Source organism: Micromonospora sp. NPDC005299 (assembly GCF_042872345.1).
In the GTDB taxonomy this organism is placed as follows: Bacteria; Actinomycetota; Actinomycetes; order Mycobacteriales; family Micromonosporaceae; genus Micromonospora.
On record NZ_JBIAKG010000003.1, the window covers coordinates 435948 to 451839 of the forward strand.

Sequence of the window (15892 nt, forward strand, 5' to 3'; positions counted from 1 at the left end):
CCTCGCTCTGCCGCCGCCCCGCGCTGCGGCCCTGCGGGGCCCCCCCCCCCGGCGCCGGCCCTTCGGGCCGGTCGTGGGACCAGGGACCCCACCCGGGGGGGGGGGGGGGGGGCGGGGCCCCCCCGCCCCCCGCCACTTCGCCTGTCTGGGGCTGTTCGGTCAGGGCTGGTCGAACCGGCCGGGCGGCGTGGTCGGGAACGGGAAGCCACCCCCGGTGCCGGGGGAGCTCGGCGTCGTGCTCGGCGTCGGGGTGCCCGGGCTGGCGCTGTCGGTCGGCTCCGGCGCGACGATGTCGACGTAGATCGTCACCCGCTCGCCGCGAGCCAGGTTGGAGTTGCCCCTGGGACTCTGCCGGCTGACCTTGCCGGCCTTGTCCGGCGTGACCTCCTCGCCATCCAGCGTCCGCACCTCGTAACCGGAGTTCTTCAGCAGCCTCTCCGCGTCGTCCTCGGAGAGGCCGACGACGTCCGGCACCTTGGTGACGTTGCCACGGGAGACCTCCAGCGTCACCCGGCTGCCCTCGGCCACCGAGCTGCCCTCGTCGGGAGTCACCTTGACGACCTGACCCTCCGGAGCCCCGTTGCTGACATCCTTGCGCACGACCTCCAGCTTCAGGTCGTCGAGGCGGGCCTTGGCGCTGGTGTAGGTGCTGCCCTCGATGCCAGGTGGGATGGTGACGACCGGCTTGCCGCCGCAGATCTGGATCGTCACCTGGCTGTTCTTGGCCACCGCCGCGCCGGACTGCGGGTTCTGGGCGGCCACCGTGTTCTTCGTGCAGTCGCTGCTGAGCACCGGCGCGCCGAGCGTCACGCGCAACCCCGCCCGCTGGAGATCGGCCGTCGCCACCGCCTGGCTCTTGCCCTGCAGTGCCGGCACGTTCACCTTCTCGGCGCCGGTCTGGTTGAGCCAGAGCGCGGTGGCCAGCGCGATCACCGCGAGCACACCCAGCGCGGCGAAGGTGGCGATCACCCAGGCCGAGCTCTTCCGCTTGCGCGCGTCGCCGACCCGGGCCGGCTGCTGCTGGCGGGTCTGCGGGCCCATCACCTGGGTCTGCTGGTAGCCGCCGCCGGCCGCGTGCGGCGCCATCGGCATGGTCTCCTCGGCCGGCATGACCGGGGTGGCCAGCACCGGCCGGCCGGCGGCGGCGCGGAGCAGATCCGCCCGCATCTCGCCGGCGCTCTGGTAGCGGTTCAGCGGGTTCTTCGACAGCGCCTTGAGGACGATGGCGTCCACGGCGGGGTTGACGTCCGGGTTGATGGTGCTCGGCGTGGGCGGCGTCTCCCGCACGTGCTGGTACGCGACGCTGACCGGGCTGTCCCCGACGAACGGCGGGTGCCCACAGAGCAGCTCGAACAGCACGCATCCGGCCGCGTAGACGTCGGAGCGGGCGTCGACCGCCTCGCCGCGCGCCTGCTCCGGGGAGAGGTATTGCGCCGTGCCGATGACCGCGCTGGTCTGCGTCATCGTGGTGGCGCCGCTGGCCAGCGCCCGGGCGATGCCGAAGTCCATCACCTTGACCTGGCCGGTCTGGGTGAGCATCACGTTGCCGGGCTTGATGTCCCGGTGGATGATCCCGTGCCGGTGGCTGAACTCCAGGGCCGCGCACATGTCGGCGCAGATCTCCAGCGCCCGGCGCGGCTGGAGCCGGCCCTCGGCGCCGAGCACCTCCTTGAGGGTCCGCCCGTTGACGAACTCCATGACGATGAACGGCAGCGTCTCGCCGGTCGGGGCGGTCTCCTCGCCGGTGTCGTACACGGCGACGATGGCCGGGTGGTTCAGCGAGGCGGCGTTCTGCGCCTCCCGGCGGAACCGCATCTGGAAGGTCGCGTCCCGCGCCAGGTCGGCCCGGAGCATCTTGATCGCGACGTCCCGACCGAGCCGGAGATCGCGACCGCGGTGCACCTCCGCCATGCCGCCGTAGCCGAGCAGCTCGCCGACCTGGTACCTGCCACCGAGCAGGCGGGCCTGCGCTGTCATCGCGTCTCTCGTCCTTCGCTCGTCGTCGTCTCGCCGCCAGCCGGCTGGAGCCGTACCTCACGACGGTACGACGTGGAAACCGGATAGTCGCCCCCGTGGGTCCGCACCGCGCCGGAGGTCACGCTCACCGGAACAAGCGCGCCGGGGTCACCGGCCGCTGCGTTGTTCCGGATTCTGTACGAAATCACCCCGGAGCAGACAAGGACCAGCACGGCCAGCACGATGGCCAGCAGCCACCGCCCGGCGTGGGACCGGCGCGGGGCGGGCGCGACCGGCGGGCGGGCGTACCCGAGGGGGTTGTGCTGCCGGGGCGGCGGGACGGCCGCCGCGCCGCGCGGCGCGACCGGCGGGCGCGGCTGCGGGGCGGGCGGCGCCACGACGGTCGGGCGTGGCGCCACCGGCGTGCGGGCGGCCACCGCGGGCGGGCGGGGCTGCGGGCGCGTCGCCGTCGGGACCTGCGCCCGGGCGGCCGGCGCGGCCGGGGAGGCGGGTACGCCGGAGATCGGGTGGCCGCCCCGCGCCTGCTGCGACAGGGCGAGCTTGGCCTGCCGGGCGACGCCGGCCAGGGCGGCGGCGCTGGGCCAGCGGGCCGCCGGGTCCTTCGCCAGGGCACGCTCGACGATGACCCGGACCTGCGGCGGAATGTCGCCGGGGAGCTGCCGGGGCGTCTCGCGCACGTGCTTCATGGCGATCTCGAGCGGGTTGTCCCCCTCGAAGGGCCGCCGTCCGGCCAGGCACTGGTACGCGACCACGCCGAGCGCGTACACGTCGGACGCGGGGGTGGCGACGGCGCCGGTGGCCTGCTCGGGCGAGATGTAGGAAGCGGTGCCGAGCACCGAGCCGGCGGCGGTGAGCTGGCCGACCAGGTCGGAGCGGGCGATGCCGAAGTCGGTGAGCACCAGCGTGCCGTTGGGACGGACCAGCAGGTTGCCGGGCTTCACGTCGCGGTGCACGATGCCCTTCTCGTGGGCGGCGTGCAGCGCGTCGGCGGCCTGGGCGAGCAGGGCCATGGTCCGGGCCGGGGTGAGCCGACCGACGCGGCTGAGTGTCGAGGAGAGCGCGTCGCCCTCCACGTATTCCATGACCAGGAACGCGATCTGCTGGTCGCTGCCGAAGTCGTAGACGTCGACCACGCCCGGGTGGTTGATGGTGGCCATGGTGCGCGCCTCGCCGCGGAACCGTTCGGCGAAGCCCGGCTCGTCGAGCAGGGCGGGGAGCAGGCTCTTGACCGCGACGGTGCGGCCCAGCACCTGGTCGGTGCCGCGCCAGACGTCACCCATGCCACCGCTGGCGATCCGCTCGTCGAGACGGTAGCGGTTGCCGAGCTGCACACCCGGGCTGAGCATGTCAGCGGCCTTCCGCGATGGCCGCCGCCATGATCCGGCCGCCGATCCGGGCCGCCTCTGCGCTGCCGCCGCTGCCCGCCTGCTCCAGCTCCACACACACGGCCGAGACCGGGGTGCCGTTCTTGTCCAGCGCGAAGCCGATGAACCAGCCGTGGTCGGGGGTGTTCGGGCCGGACTGGGCGGTGCCGGTCTTGCCGCCGACGGTGTAACCCTCGATGGCGGCCTTCCGGCCGGTGCCCTCCTTCACCACGTTGAGCATCATGGACCGCAGGTCGCCGGCGACCGGGCCGCTGATGGGCCGGCGCAGCTCGCGCGGCTTGGCGGCGTCGTAGACGGTGGTGCGGTCCGGCCCGAGCAGCTGCTTGACCAGGTAGGGCCGCATCTGGCTGCCGTCGTTCGCGACCGTGGCGGCGATCAGGGCGCCCTGCACGGGGGTCATCCGCACGTCACGCTGGCCGATGGAGGACTGGGCCAGCGCGGCCGGGTCGGTGCCGCCACCGGGCGCGGTCATCTCACCGGTGCGGCTGGACGCCACGGGCAGGCCGCCCTTCTCGCCGGCTTCGCCGACGGTGAGGTCGTCCTCCTCGAAGCCGAACTGGCGGGCCTTCTCCTTGATCTTGTCCGCGCCGAGCCGGACGCCGAGCTTGGCGAAGCCGGTGTTGCAGGACTCGGTCACCGCTTCGCGGAGGGTGACCTGGGCCTCGGGGCAGATCGACGGGGCGGCGTTGCGGATCGGCTGGCCCGAGGTGGGCGGCGTGTAGCTCGACCCGGCCGGGATCTGGGTCTGCTGGGTGACGCCGTTCTCCAGCGCCGCCGCGGCCACCACGATCTTGAAGGTGGAGCCGGGCGGCAGCGTCTCGGACACCGCACGGTTCGCCAGCGGGCGGTCCTTGTCCTTGTCGAGCTTGTTGTATTCCGCCGCGGCCTCGTTGGTGTCGTGGCTGGCCAGCGGGTTCGGGTCGAAGCTCGGCATGGAGACCAGGGCCTGGACCGCCCCGGTCCGCGGGTCGATCGCGATGGCCGCGCCCCGCTTCGCCCCGACCTGGTTGTCGTTGAGCTGCTTGTACGCCGTCTCCTGGGCCCGCTTGGAGAGGGTCAGCAGCACGTTGCCGCCACCGGTCTGGTCGCCGGTGAACATGTCCTTGATCCGGTTGGCGATGAGCTGGTCGCTCGTGCCGGCGAGGAAGTCGTTCTCCAGCCGCTCGATACCGGTGTCGCCCAGGTTGACCGGCTTGTAGCCGAGCGCGTGCGCGTACATCGCGCCACCGGGATAGCTGCGCTGGAACTTCAGCTTGCCGTCGGTCTCCTTGCTGAGCGCGACCGCGGTGCCACCGACCTCGATGTTGCCGCGCTTACGGTCGTACTCGGCGACCTGAACCCGACCGTTGTAGTCGCTGTTGCGGTATTCGTCGGCCTTGTAGGCCTGGATCCAGTTCAGGTTGGCGAAGAGCAGCCCGAACAGGATCATGACGACCACGCCGACGCGGCGCAGGGGTGCGTTCACGGCCGGATCACCTCCGTGGGGGCACCGTGCAGCTGCTCCGGCGGGCCGCCCGCGGGCCGGGCCGCCGGGCCGCCGCCTCCGGTCACCGGCCGGCGGGCGCCGTCGGAGACCCGGAGCAGCACCGCGATCAGCAGCCAGTTCGCCATCAGCGACGAGCCACCGGCGGAGAGGAACGGCGTGGTCTGGCCGGTCAACGGGATGAGCTTGCTGATCCCGCCGACGATGACGAAGACCTGCAGGCCCAGGGTGAAGGCCAGACCGCCGGCGAGCAGCTTGCCGAACGAGTCCCGGACCGCCAGCGCGGCGCGCAGCCCCCGCTCGACGATCAGCAGGTAGACCACGAGCAGCGCGGAGAGGCCGAACAGGCCGATCTCCTCACCGATGCCGGCGAAGATGAAGTCGGTCTGCACCTCGGGCAGCAGCGTGGGCTGGCCGCCACCCGGGCCGGCCCCGAACAGGCCGCCGGTGCCGAGCGTGAGCAGGCCCTGGACCAACTGGTAGCCCCGGTCGTACGGCTCGGCGAACGGATCCAGCCAGATCTGGGCCCGGTCGTAGAAGTTGGCGAACGGGCCGCCCACCGTGCTGCCCAGCACGTACGCCAGGTAGGCGCCGCCGAAGAACAGGATCAGGCCGATGAGCAGCCAGCTCACCCGTTCGGTGGCGATGTAGAGCGTCACCACGAACATGCCGAAGTAGAGCAGCGACGTGCCCAGGTCCTTCTCGAAGACCAGCACCAGGAGGCTGATCAACCAGACCACGAGGACGGGTCCGAGGTCCCGGCCGCGCGGGAAGTCGACGCCGAGCACCCGGCGGCTGGCCAGCGAGAGCACCTCGCGCTTGCGGACCAGGTAGTAGGCGAAGAAGGCGAGCAGGGCCAGCTTGGCGAACTCACCCGGCTGGATCTGCCCCAGCCCGGGCACGATGATCCAGAGCTTCGCCCCGTTGATCTCGGAGAACCGCGCCGGCAGCACCGCCGGGATCATCACCAGCACGATGCCGGCCAACCCCAGGGTGTACGCGTACCGCGACAGCGAGCGGTGGTCGCGCATGATCGCCAGCAGCCCGGCGGCGAGCACCACCGCGCCGAGCGTCCAGGCGAGCTGTTGCCCGCCGGTGCCGGCGAAGATGGCCAGGGTCTCCCGCTGGGCGGGAGGGGACTCGGCCAGGTCGTAGCGACGCAGGAAACCCACGCCGATGCCGTTGAGCAGGGCGACCGCCGGCAGCAGCGCCGGGTCGGCGAACGGCGCCAGCCACCGGATAACCAGGTGCAGACCCAGGAAGACCAGCCCCAGCGCGGCGGCCGGGATCCAGAAGTCCGGGGTGACCGTGTCCAGCACGTTCGCCTCGACCGTCGCCGCGTACGCCGCCACCAGGACCATGGCGAGCAGGAGCAGGGACAGCTCGGCGTTGCGCCGGGACCGGGCCAGGCGCACGCCGGGCTGCTCGCCCGTCGAGGCGGGCGAGGCGGCCGGTGCGGCGGCTGCGGTCACGGATGCGTCCTCGGGATCGAGCCGGCGCTCACTCGGGCGACCGGCAGCCGGCCGGGTCGACCGGCGGAACCGTGTCCGAGGGGACGGCGTCGGGCGTGGTGGTCGGCGTCGGCGTCGGCGTCGGTCCCGCGGCGGCCGTGGCCGTGGCGGTGACCGGCGGGACGGCGCTGCCGCTCACCGCCGGGGCCAGCGAGCCGCCGGTCGCGGACGGGGTCGGGCTGGCCGGACCGGCTGTCGGGCTGAGCGGGCAGAGCGGCTTCAGGTTCGGGTTGGCCGGGTCGTCGTTGGTCAGCTCGGCCAGCCGACGCTCGGCGTCCGGCTCGTTCCTCGCCTGGATGCCCTGCTTGACCTGCTCCTGGGCGGCCAGGGTCAGGTCGTCGAGCTTGGCGTCGCTGGTGGCGTGCACGTTCGACAGGTCGAGCCCGGCGACCTGGCCGGGGACCCCGCGGAACACGGCGAGCTGCCCGTTGTCGGTGGCGCCGACGTAGTACTGGCGCTGGGTGTAGCTCCACCCGCCGAAGACGCCGCCGCCGACGATGACCAGCAGCGCCAGCAGCATCGCCGTGGTGCGCAGCGGGTGCCGGCGACGCCGCTCGGGCTCGTCGTCGCGGTTGTCCGCCGGTTCCTCGGGCGCGGGCGCACGGGGAGCCGACAACGCCGAGGCGCGAGCCGCCGGGGTGGAGACGTCGGCCGAGGTGGCCATGCCGCGATCCCGGGCGGCGGCGCCGCCGACGATCGGGGACGCCTCGACGATGTCCTGGTCGGTGGCGTCCGCGATGATCACCGTGATGTTGTCCGGGCCGCCGCCGCGCAGGGCGAGCTGCACCAGGCGCTCCACGCACTGCTGCGGGTCGGTGTATTCGCGCATGGTGTCGCCGATGGTGTCCGCGCTGACCACGCCGGAGAGACCGTCCGAGCAGATCAGGTAGCGGTCACCGGGAAGCACCTGCCGGACGCTGTATTCCGGGTCGATGTCCCGGCCGTCCAGCGCTCGGGTGAGCAGCGAGCGCTGGGGGTGGCTGCTCGCCTCCTCCGCGCTGATCCGGCCCTCGTCGACGAGCATCTGGACGTAGGTGTCGTCCTTGGTGATCTGCGCGAACTCACCGTTGCGCAGGAGGTAGGCCCGCGAGTCACCGATGTGGACCATGCCGAGCTTGCTGCCGGAGAAGAGGGTCGCGGTGAGCGTGGTGCCCATCCCCTCCAGCTGCGGGTTGGCGTCCACGGTGTCGCGGAGTTGTTGGTTGGCGGTGCCGACGGCGGAACGCAGCGCGTCGACGAGGGCGTCCCCGGGGACGTCCTCGTCCAGGGGCGCCATGGCACCGATGACGATGTTGCTGGCGACGTCACCGGCGGCCATACCGCCCATGCCGTCGGCAACGGCGAGTAGCCGCGGCCCGGCGTAGACGGAATCCTGATTACCGTCTCGGATCAGACCGCGGTCACTGTGGGCCGCATAGCGCAGGGTCAGAGTCATGGCCGTAATTCGAGGGAAGTGCGGCCGATCCGGATCGGCACGCCGAGGGGGACGGGGGTTGGTCCGGTGACCTTAGCGCGATCCAGGTAGGTGCCGTTAGTGGATCCGAGGTCCTCGACGAACCACTGCCCGTCGCGCGGCACGAGCCGGGCGTGCCGCGCGGAGGCGTAGTCGTCGGTGATCACCAGGGTCGAGTCCTCGGCCCGACCGATGGTGATCTGGGCCTCGCCCAGGGTGATCCGGGTGCCGGCCAGTTGGCCGGCGGTGACCACCAGCTGGTGCGCGGCCCTGCCCCGCTTCACCTTCGCCGGCTTCGCCGCCTGCCCGGTCGACGCCCCGACCGCGCGTGGCGCGGCCACCAGGCGACCCGACCGGGCCCCCGCGAAGAGGTCCCGGCGGATCACCCCGACCACCGTGAACACGAAGATCCACAGCAGGATGAGGAACCCGAACCGGGCGACGGTGATGACGAGTTCCGGCAACGCGGGTCAGCCGTCCACGCGGAAGGTCAGGGTGGTCGTGCCGAGCTGGATCATGTCGCCCGGGTTGAGGGCGACCGCGGAGACGCGCTGGCCGTTGACCATCGTGCCGTTGGTGGAGCCGAGGTCGGTCAGCACGACCTGGCCGCCGTCGAAGTCCAGCCGGGCGTGGCGCCGGGAGATGCCGACGTCGGGCAGGCGCAGGTTGGCCTGGTCGCCGCGGCCGATCACGGTCGAGCCCATCTGGAGCGGGTAGGTGCGGCCGTCGCCGGAGACCAGGCGGACGTTGCGCCCACCGGCCTGCCCCGGCGGCGGGCCGTAGCCGCCACCCTGGTCGTAGGCGGGGTAGGCCGGGCCGGCGTCGTAGCCACCGGGCGCGGAGACCGGGGCGACGTCGCCACCGGTGTAGACCTCCGCGGTGACCCGGAACATGCCGGTGTCCAGCCCCTCACCACGCTCGACCTCGACGATCACGTCGCCGTAGACCGTCCACGCCTGCTCGCCGATGAACTCCGCCTGCGACTGGGCCAGTTCCTGGGCCAGCGCGGCGGCGTACGGCGCCAGCCGACTGTGGTCGTACGGCGAGAGATCGATCACGTAGCGGTTGGGCACCAACGTGCGCCCACCGGCCAGGATCGCCTTGTGCGCCTCGGCCTCCCGCTGCATGGCGTTGAGGATCTCCACGGGGTGGACCACCCCTTTGAAGACCTTGGCGAAGGCCCCCTCGACCAGGCCTTCCAGACGCTTCTCGAAGCGTTGCAGCACGCTCACCGGCTCCTCCTCGGGTCCCGAGGCAATGATGGTATCTGGACACCGCCTCCGCAGCTCACACGCCGCTCGGCCGGCTGCCGGCGGCCCGTTCGTGACCAGCCCCGCGATCGTGCTAAAGTTTCGTCCGCCACGAACGGTGATCGCTCGTGGCGACGACCGGGAACAGCGTAATATGTCCGGGCACCCGCCGCAGAAGGTGGGAGCGGGATGAGATACGGTGTTGCAGGTCAGCCACGGGGAAGTGGCGGAATGGCAGACGCGCACGGTTCAGGTCCGTGTGCCCGAAAGGGCGTGGGGGTTCAACTCCCCCCTTCCCCACCATCACGAGGGCTCCGCAATCAGCGGGGCCCTCGCGTCATATCGGGGCGTGCCGGACATCACGCTATGCTCCGATGGTTTCCCTGCCCCCGATGGACCAGGAGTGGCGTGTGAGTGTCGCGTTGGTGACCGGTTCGGGCGGTCTGATCGGCTCCGAGGCGGCCCGGCACTTCGCCGGCCTCGGCCTCGACGTGGTCGGCATCGACAACGACATGCGGCGATACTTCTTCGGCGAGGACGGCTCGACCGCCTGGAGCCTCGACCGCCTCGCCGCCGAGCTGGGCCGGGCCTACACCCACCACGCCGTGGACATCCGGGACCGGGACGGCCTGGAGCAGGTCTTCAAGAAGTACGGCTCGGACATCGCCGTGGTGATCCACAGCGCCGCCCAGCCGAGCCACGACTGGGCCGCCAAGGAGCCGTACACCGACTTCGACGTCAACGCCGGCGGCACCCTCAACGTGCTGGAGAACACCCGGCGGCACGCCGTCGACGCGCCGTTCATCCACTGCTCGACCAACAAGGTCTACGGCGACCGCCCGAACACCCTGCCGCTGATCGAGCTGGAGACGCGCTACGAGCTGCCCGAGGACCACCACTGGTACGACGGCATCACCGAGGACATGTCGATCGACGAGTCGCTGCACTCGATCTTCGGCGCCTCCAAGGTCGCCGCCGACGTGATGGTGCAGGAGTACGGCCGGTACTTCGACATGAAGACCGCCTGCTTCCGGGGCGGCACGCTGACCGGCCCGGCGCACTCCGCGGCCGAGCTGCACGGCTTCCTGGCCTACCTGATGCGCTGCGTGATGGAGGGTCGGACGTACAACCTCTTCGGCTACAAGGGGAAGATGGTCCGGGACGCGATCCACTCGCGGGACGTGCTCAGCGCGTTCGAGGCGTTCTTCCGCGAGCCGCGCTCGGCGCAGGTCTACAACCTGGGCGGGGGCCGGCACTCGAACACCTCGCACATCGAGGCGTTCCGGATCGCCGAGGAGATCACCGGCCGGGTGGCGAAGATCAACTACGTCGAGCAGGCCCGCACCGGCGACCACCAGTGGTACGTCAGCAGCATGGCCCGGTTCGAGAACCACTACCCGAACTGGAAGATCACCTACGACGTGCCGATGATCCTCCGCGAGATCTACGAGGCGAACGTCGACAAGTGGGTGCCGAAGGCATGACCACCGGCACCAAGCGGAACGTGCTCGGCGTACTCGTCGACGCGACCGACTACGCCCGGGCGACCGAGGCCGTGGTGGCGGCGGCGCACGACCGCCGTCCGCTGGCCCTCACCGCGCTGGCCGTGCACGGCGTGATGACCGGGGTGCTCGACCGGGCGCACAACGCCCGGCTCAACTCCTTCGACGTGGTCACCCCCGACGGGCAGCCGGTGCGCTGGGCGCTCAACCTGCTGCACGGCGCCGGCCTCACCGACCGGGTCTACGGGCCGGAGCTCACCCTCCGAGTGCTCGCCCGCTTTGCCGCCGAGGGGCTGCCGGTCTACCTCTACGGCTCCACCGAGGAGACCCTGTCCCGCCTGGTCCCGGCCCTGGAGCGGAAGTTCCCGGCGCTGAAGATCGCCGGCATCGAGCCGTCCAAGTTCCGGTCGCTCCAGCCGGGCGAGGACGCCGAGATCGCCGACCGGATCAAGGCCAGCGGCGCACGGCTGGTCCTGGTCGGGCTGGGCTGTCCCCGGCAGGAGGTCTTCGCGTACGCCATGCGACCGCTGCTGGACATGCCGCTGATGGCCGTCGGCGCGGCGTTCGACTACCACGCGGGGCTGCTGCGCAACCCGCCGCCGTGGATGCAGCGCGCCGGGCTGGAGTGGTTCTGGCGGCTCGGCCTGGAGCCGAAGCGGCTCTGGCGTCGCTACGTCATCCTCAACCCGGCCTACCTGGCCCGGCTGGCCGCGCAGAAGACCGGCGTGTGGAGGGCCACCCCGCCGCCGCCGGCCACGGAACGCCCCGCCACCTTCGACGTCTGAGCCCGCAACGACGCCCGGCGGCCACCCCGAGGGGGACCGCCGGACGCCGGTGGGAGAGGTTGGCTCAGGAGACGTTCACCGCCGTGTCGTCGATGACGAACGAGGTCTGCAGCGAGGAGTCCTCGGTGCCGGTGAACTTCAGGGTGACGGTCTGGCCGGCGTACGGGGCCAGGGAGAAGGACTTCTGGCTGTAGCCGGTGGCCTTGTTCAGGTTCGAGTAGGTGGCCAGGGTCGCCAGCACACTGCCGGACGAGTTGAGCACCTGCACGGTCAGCTTGTCGTACTGGACGCTGCTGGTGGTCTCGGCCGAGTCGATGTGCAGCCAGAAGGTGACGTTGTACGAGGTGCAGCCGCTGGGCAGGCTCACCGACTGGGCCAGGGTGTCGGTGTGGGTGCTGCCGTAGCCGTCGAGCCAGGCGTTCCAGGTGCCGGTCCGCGGCGGCTGGCCGCTGGAGCCGTACTGGCCGATGACGCCCGAGGTGGACGACCAGACCGTGTTGCCGGACTCGAAGCCGGCGTTGCCGAGCTTCTGCCCGGCACCCGTGCAGCCACCGGCACCGGTGACGGTGAGCGAGTACGTCGCCGTCTTCGTGCCGGACGCCGCAGTGCCGGTGATCGTCACCGCGTAGGTGCCGGCCGGCGTGCTCGCCGAGGTGGCGATGGTGAGGGTGGACGAGCCGCCCGAGGTCACCGTGGCCGGGTTGAACGACGCGGTGGCGCCGCTCGGCAGGCCGCTCGCGGAGAGGCTGACGGACTGGGCGGAACCGTTGGTGGTGGCGGTGGCGACCGTGGCGGTCACCGAGCCGCCCGGCGCGGTCGAGCCGGCGGTGGGCGAGACCGAGACGGAGAAGTCGTTGGTCGGCGGCGGGGTGCTGCCGTTCACCACGTAGAGCAGCCGGTTCGGCGTGCCCGTGCCCACGTTGGTCACCACGTTCGGGGTGGCGTTGTTGACCAGGCTGTCCCGCACCTGCTGCGGGGTCCACGACGGATTCGCCGAGAGCACCAGCGCCGCCGCGCCGGCCACGTGCGGCGACGCCATCGAGGTGCCGCTGATCGTGTTGGTCGCGGTGGTGCCGGTGTACCAGGCTGAGGTGATGTTGACGCCCGGCGCCAGGATGTCGACGCAGGTGCCGTAGTTGGAGAAACTCGCGGCGGCGTCGTTGTTCTGCGTCGCCCCGACGGTGATCGCCGACGCGACCCGGGCCGGGGAGTAGTTGCAGGCGTTCTGCCGGTTGCCCAGGATGTCGCCGTTGCCGGCCGCCACGGCGTACGTGATGCCGGAGTTGATGGAGTTGGTCACCGCGGTGTCGATGGAGCTGTTGGCGGAGCCGCCGAGGCTCATGTTCGCCACCGCCGGCTTCACCGCGTTCGCGGTGACCCAGTCGATGCCGGACACCACCTGCGCGTTGGTGCCGCTGCCCTGGCAGTTGAGCACCCGGACGCCGACGATCTGGACGCCCTTCGCCACCCCGTACGAGGAACCGCCCACCGTGCCCGAGACGTGCGTGCCGTGGCCGTTGCAGTCGTCGGCCGAGCCGCCGTCCACCGCGTCGAAGCCGGACACGGCCCGGCCGCCGAAGTCGTTGTGCCCGAACAGCACGCCGGTGTCGATGATGTACGCGTGCACGTTGCTGGCGGTGTTCGGGTAGGTGTAGGAGCTGTTCAGCGGCAGGTTCCGCTGGTCGATCCGGTCCAGGCCCCAGGACGGCGGGTTCGTCTGGGTGCCGGCGATGGAGACCGTGTGGTTCTGTTCCACGTACGCGACGGCGGGGTCGGCCGCGATCCGCGCGGCGGCCGTCGCGCCGACGCTGAGCTCGAAGCCGCGCAGCGCGGCGCGCCACGTGCGGGCGACCGTGCCGCCGTGCCGGGCGGTCAGCCGGTGCGCGGTCTCGGTGACCCGGCTGGGGGCGACGGCGCTGTCCTTCAGCACGACGAGGTAGCTGTCGGCCACCGCGGTGGGACCACCGGCGGCGCGGATGGCGCCGGTGGGTTCGGCGGCCGAGGCGGGTGACGCGGCCGCGAGCATGGTCAGGGCGGCCGCTCCGACGAGTACGGACCTGTGTGGGAGACCCATCTCCCTACCTCCCTCCGACCGGCACAGGACCGTCCGCCCGGTGAGGCACAGGCGAATCGACGCTGACCGATCGTTAAGAGACTAGGTCAGCGGTGGAAACGCTGTGAAGATGCCGGATCCGCCATAACACCGAGGGGATGACCCCTACGGGAGGGCGTACGGGAGGAACCGGGGTGCCGCCCCGGATTCGGTGGACGTCGATCCGGGCCAGGCTGGCACCATGGACGAGCCTCTCACCGTGCTGCTCCCCGTCGCCGCCGTCTGGCTGGCCGCCGGCGTGGTGGCGGACGGGCTGCCCCGACTGGACCGCGCCCGCGCGCTGCGGCGGCGTACCGGATGGTTGTCCGTCCTGGTCCTCACCGGCCTGGCGCTGACCGCGGCCGTCCTGGCGGCGGGCCTGCAGAGCGCCGGAACGACGGCGCTCGACCGGGCCGCCGCCGGGCTCACCCTGGCGGCCGCCCCGGCGCTGGTCGTCGCGGTCTGCACGGTACGCCGGGTCCGGTGGCTGCGGGCCGGCGCGGGCGCGTTCGCCGCCGCGCCGGACACCCCGGCGCCGCACGGCCTGCGGGCCGCCGCGGCGCACCCGCTCATCGCGCTGCCGCTCCAGGTGACCGCGCTGGCGGCGCTCGGCGCGGCGCTGCCGGCCGCGGGTGTCGACCCGTTCGCGAGGCCGGCCGTCACCGGGCCCGCGATCACCGTCGCGGTGCTCGGTGTGATCGCGATCGGGGTACGCCACGCCCTGCGGCACAACCGCCTCGCCGAGCGGGCCCTGCCGCCGGCGACCGCGGTGTCAGCGCGGGCGGGCCGTCCCCTGCACGTATAGCAGCTCCAGGATCGCCCGGGTCGCTTCGAACCAGCGGTCCAGCCAGCCCGGCGGGGGCACGCTGCCCTTCGGCGGCAACTCCATCAGCAACCCGCGCAGCAGCGGATGGTCCACCAGGGACTCCTGCTGCTCCATCGGCCAGCCGGTCGGCGGGAAGGACGGCTCGGTGAGCGGGTTCGGGTCGAGCGACGGCAGCGTGAGCGGCGGGCCGGGCTGTTCCGGTGCGCTGGTGTCCCGGCCGATTTCGGCGTCGCCGGAGCCCACCTCGGTGAGGACGCTGTCCCGGCGCGCCCCGCGGTATTTGCCACCGAACCGCTCGGGCTTGCCCGGGCCGTTGGTCAGATTCTCTGAACCGATCGTCGTCATCCGTCTCGCCTGCCTCGCTCGGTTGCCGATCTGTGCGGTTCAACGAGGCGGAACGGAACTGGCGACGGGTGCCCGCAACCGGCCGGGGCGCAGACGAAATGGTCCCGCCCGGCGACGCTGCCGGGCGGGACCACGCTCTGGGGGACGGGCCGCCGGATCAGTTCCCGGCGAACGCACCGCCCCTGGCGCCGGCGACGAAGGCGTGCCAGTCACCCGGGGCGAAGACCAGGGCCGGGCCCGTCCTGTCCTTCGAGTCCCGGACGCCGACCGCCCCGGTCACGTACGCGACCTCCACGCAGTTGTCACAGTTCGGCCCGCTCTTCGAGCTCTTGAACCACGTCGCCTGCGTCAGGTCCACGGGGAACTCCTTGGTCGCCATTTCCACAACGGCTCCTCTGCCAGTTTTGCGATGTGTGCGATGGATTCCTCCGGGCGAATGGCCGCTGCTCGAATGTGATCGAAGATGAAGCTGTACTTCTGTAGCTCGTCGCTCTTCTCGAGGAAGAGCCCACCCGTGGCGTTCTCCGCGTACACGACATCGGGATCACTCGGTTCGGGGAAGCTGAGGATCGTGAAGGTCCCGTCCATGCCGGCGTGCGCGCCCACCTCGAAGGGCAGGACCTGCAACGTCACGTTCGGCAGTTCGGCCACCTCCACCAGCCGTTTGAGCTGGCCACGCATCACCGCGTCGCCGCCAACCGGCCGGCTCAGCACCGCCTCATCGAGCACCACCCACAGATCGACCGGATCGTCCTGGGTCAACAACGACTGACGGCCCAGTCGGACACGCACCCGCTGTTCGACCTGTTCGGCGGTGAAGTCCGGCCGAGCGGCCCGGATCATCGCCCCCGCGTACTCCTCGGTCTCCAACAGGCCCGGCACGACCTGTTGTTCGTACGCCCGGATCGAGCTGGCCGCCGCCTCCAGTCCCACGTACGCCCCGACCAGCACCGTGCTGTACGGATGCCACCAGCCCTTCTGCCGGGCCTCGCGGGCGATCTGCACCAGCTCGTCGCTCTCGGCGCCGACCACCCCGTAGATGCGGAGCATGTCCCGCACGTCCCGGGGCGTCGCCGTGGTGTGACCGGTCTCGATACGGGAGATCTTGGAGGCCGAGCACTCCAACTGCTCGGCGACCGTCTCGATGGTGATGCCGGCGGCTTCCCGCTGCCGGCGAAGTTCCGCCCCCAGGCGTCGACGCCGGATGGTCGGGCTGCGCCGCTCGCTCACGACATCACCCCACGGGTCGATGGACGGGGATTCCCACTCCTCGCGCGCACCCG

Annotated in this window: 14 protein-coding genes and 1 tRNA gene; 4 read left to right on the forward strand and 11 right to left on the reverse strand. The window is 71.8% G+C overall.

Annotated elements, in window-relative coordinates:
- Positions 1–159: 159 nt before the first annotated feature.
- From pknB to ACFYPD_RS11535, 7 genes are all read right to left on the reverse strand, one after another.
- Positions 160–1977, reverse strand: coding sequence for a Stk1 family PASTA domain-containing Ser/Thr kinase (pknB, locus tag ACFYPD_RS11505; protein WP_387111610.1), 1818 nt, complete (start codon positions 1975–1977; stop codon positions 160–162).
- Positions 1974–3323, reverse strand: a complete 1350-nt coding sequence (locus ACFYPD_RS11510; RefSeq protein WP_387111612.1) for a protein kinase — start codon at positions 3321–3323, stop codon at positions 1974–1976. The genes pknB and ACFYPD_RS11510 overlap by 4 nt, the downstream gene beginning before the upstream one ends.
- A 1-nt stretch (position 3324) precedes the next feature.
- The gene (locus ACFYPD_RS11515) at positions 3325–4827 is read right to left on the reverse strand and encodes a peptidoglycan D,D-transpeptidase FtsI family protein (RefSeq protein WP_387111615.1); all 1503 of its coding nucleotides are present in this window, start codon (positions 4825–4827) and stop codon (positions 3325–3327) included.
- Positions 4824–6260, reverse strand: coding sequence for an FtsW/RodA/SpoVE family cell cycle protein (locus ACFYPD_RS11520; protein WP_387112364.1), 1437 nt, complete (start codon positions 6258–6260; stop codon positions 4824–4826). The genes ACFYPD_RS11515 and ACFYPD_RS11520 overlap by 4 nt, the downstream gene beginning before the upstream one ends.
- 85 nt (positions 6261–6345) lie before the next feature.
- Positions 6346–7791, reverse strand: a complete 1446-nt coding sequence (locus ACFYPD_RS11525) for a PP2C family protein-serine/threonine phosphatase (RefSeq protein WP_387111618.1) — start codon at positions 7789–7791, stop codon at positions 6346–6348.
- On the reverse strand, positions 7788–8273 hold the full coding sequence (locus ACFYPD_RS11530; protein WP_074315675.1) for an FHA domain-containing protein: 486 nt from the start codon (positions 8271–8273) through the stop codon (positions 7788–7790). Before ACFYPD_RS11530 ends, ACFYPD_RS11525 begins: the two co-directional genes overlap by 4 nt.
- A gap of 6 nt (positions 8274–8279) precedes the next feature.
- Positions 8280–9068: an FhaA domain-containing protein gene (locus ACFYPD_RS11535; protein ID WP_387112366.1), complete on the reverse strand. Its 789-nt coding sequence runs from the start codon at positions 9066–9068 to the stop codon at positions 8280–8282.
- A gap of 208 nt (positions 9069–9276) precedes the next feature.
- On the opposite strand from ACFYPD_RS11535, the gene ACFYPD_RS11540 reads away from it, so the two are divergent.
- From ACFYPD_RS11540 to ACFYPD_RS11550, 3 genes are all read left to right on the forward strand, one after another.
- Positions 9277–9362 (forward strand) — tRNA-Leu (locus tag ACFYPD_RS11540).
- A 71-nt stretch (positions 9363–9433) separates the two neighbouring features.
- Positions 9434–10543, forward strand: a complete 1110-nt coding sequence (locus ACFYPD_RS11545; protein ID WP_387111621.1) for an NAD-dependent epimerase/dehydratase family protein — start codon at positions 9434–9436, stop codon at positions 10541–10543.
- Positions 10540–11346 carry a WecB/TagA/CpsF family glycosyltransferase gene (locus ACFYPD_RS11550; RefSeq protein WP_387111624.1) on the forward strand — a complete coding sequence of 269 codons (807 nt, stop codon included), beginning with the start codon at positions 10540–10542 and terminating at the stop codon, positions 11344–11346. Before ACFYPD_RS11545 ends, ACFYPD_RS11550 begins: the two co-directional genes overlap by 4 nt.
- A gap of 64 nt (positions 11347–11410) precedes the next feature.
- On the opposite strand, the gene ACFYPD_RS11555 is transcribed toward ACFYPD_RS11550, so the two are convergent.
- Positions 11411–13420 carry a S8 family serine peptidase gene (locus ACFYPD_RS11555; protein ID WP_387111627.1) on the reverse strand — a complete coding sequence of 670 codons (2010 nt, stop codon included), beginning with the start codon at positions 13418–13420 and terminating at the stop codon, positions 11411–11413.
- 220 nt (positions 13421–13640) lie between these two features.
- Here ACFYPD_RS11555 and ACFYPD_RS11560 point away from each other — a divergent pair, with 220 nt between their 5' ends.
- Positions 13641–14243 carry a hypothetical protein gene (locus ACFYPD_RS11560; protein ID WP_387111630.1) on the forward strand — a complete coding sequence of 201 codons (603 nt, stop codon included), beginning with the start codon at positions 13641–13643 and terminating at the stop codon, positions 14241–14243.
- Here the strand turns inward: ACFYPD_RS11560 and ACFYPD_RS11565 are convergent.
- From ACFYPD_RS11565 to ACFYPD_RS11575, 3 genes are all read right to left on the reverse strand, one after another.
- On the reverse strand, positions 14211–14609 hold the full coding sequence (locus tag ACFYPD_RS11565) for a hypothetical protein (protein WP_387111633.1): 399 nt from the start codon (positions 14607–14609) through the stop codon (positions 14211–14213). The two genes, ACFYPD_RS11560 and ACFYPD_RS11565, sit on opposite strands and share 33 nt — an antisense overlap.
- Before the next feature lie 157 nt (positions 14610–14766).
- Complete coding sequence (locus ACFYPD_RS11570; protein WP_091264729.1) at positions 14767–14988, reverse strand: DUF397 domain-containing protein; 222 nt, start codon at positions 14986–14988, stop codon at positions 14767–14769.
- Complete coding sequence (locus ACFYPD_RS11575) at positions 14958–15839, reverse strand: helix-turn-helix transcriptional regulator (protein ID WP_189197556.1); 882 nt, start codon at positions 15837–15839, stop codon at positions 14958–14960. The genes ACFYPD_RS11570 and ACFYPD_RS11575 overlap by 31 nt, the downstream gene beginning before the upstream one ends.
- Between the last annotated feature and the right edge of the window lie 53 nt (positions 15840–15892).

What these genes read in the sequence shown, in the direction of transcription:
- ACFYPD_RS11525 (WP_387111618.1), bottom strand. Translation starts at nt 7,791, where the DNA reads ATGACTCTGACCCTGCGCTATGCGGCCCACAGTGACCGCGGTCTGATC.
- ACFYPD_RS11560 (WP_387111630.1), top strand. Translation starts at nt 13,641, where the DNA reads ATGGACGAGCCTCTCACCGTGCTGCTCCCCGTCGCCGCCGTCTGGCTG.
- ACFYPD_RS11545 (WP_387111621.1), top strand. Translation starts at nt 9,434, where the DNA reads ATGGTTTCCCTGCCCCCGATGGACCAGGAGTGGCGTGTGAGTGTCGCG.
- ACFYPD_RS11510 (WP_387111612.1), bottom strand. Translation starts at nt 3,323, where the DNA reads ATGCTCAGCCCGGGTGTGCAGCTCGGCAACCGCTACCGTCTCGACGAG.
- ACFYPD_RS11550 (WP_387111624.1), top strand. Translation starts at nt 10,540, where the DNA reads ATGACCACCGGCACCAAGCGGAACGTGCTCGGCGTACTCGTCGACGCG.
- pknB (WP_387111610.1), bottom strand. Translation starts at nt 1,977, where the DNA reads ATGACAGCGCAGGCCCGCCTGCTCGGTGGCAGGTACCAGGTCGGCGAG.
- ACFYPD_RS11555 (WP_387111627.1), bottom strand. Translation starts at nt 13,420, where the DNA reads ATGGGTCTCCCACACAGGTCCGTACTCGTCGGAGCGGCCGCCCTGACC.
- ACFYPD_RS11565 (WP_387111633.1), bottom strand. Translation starts at nt 14,609, where the DNA reads ATGACGACGATCGGTTCAGAGAATCTGACCAACGGCCCGGGCAAGCCC.
- ACFYPD_RS11570 (WP_091264729.1), bottom strand. Translation starts at nt 14,988, where the DNA reads ATGGCGACCAAGGAGTTCCCCGTGGACCTGACGCAGGCGACGTGGTTC.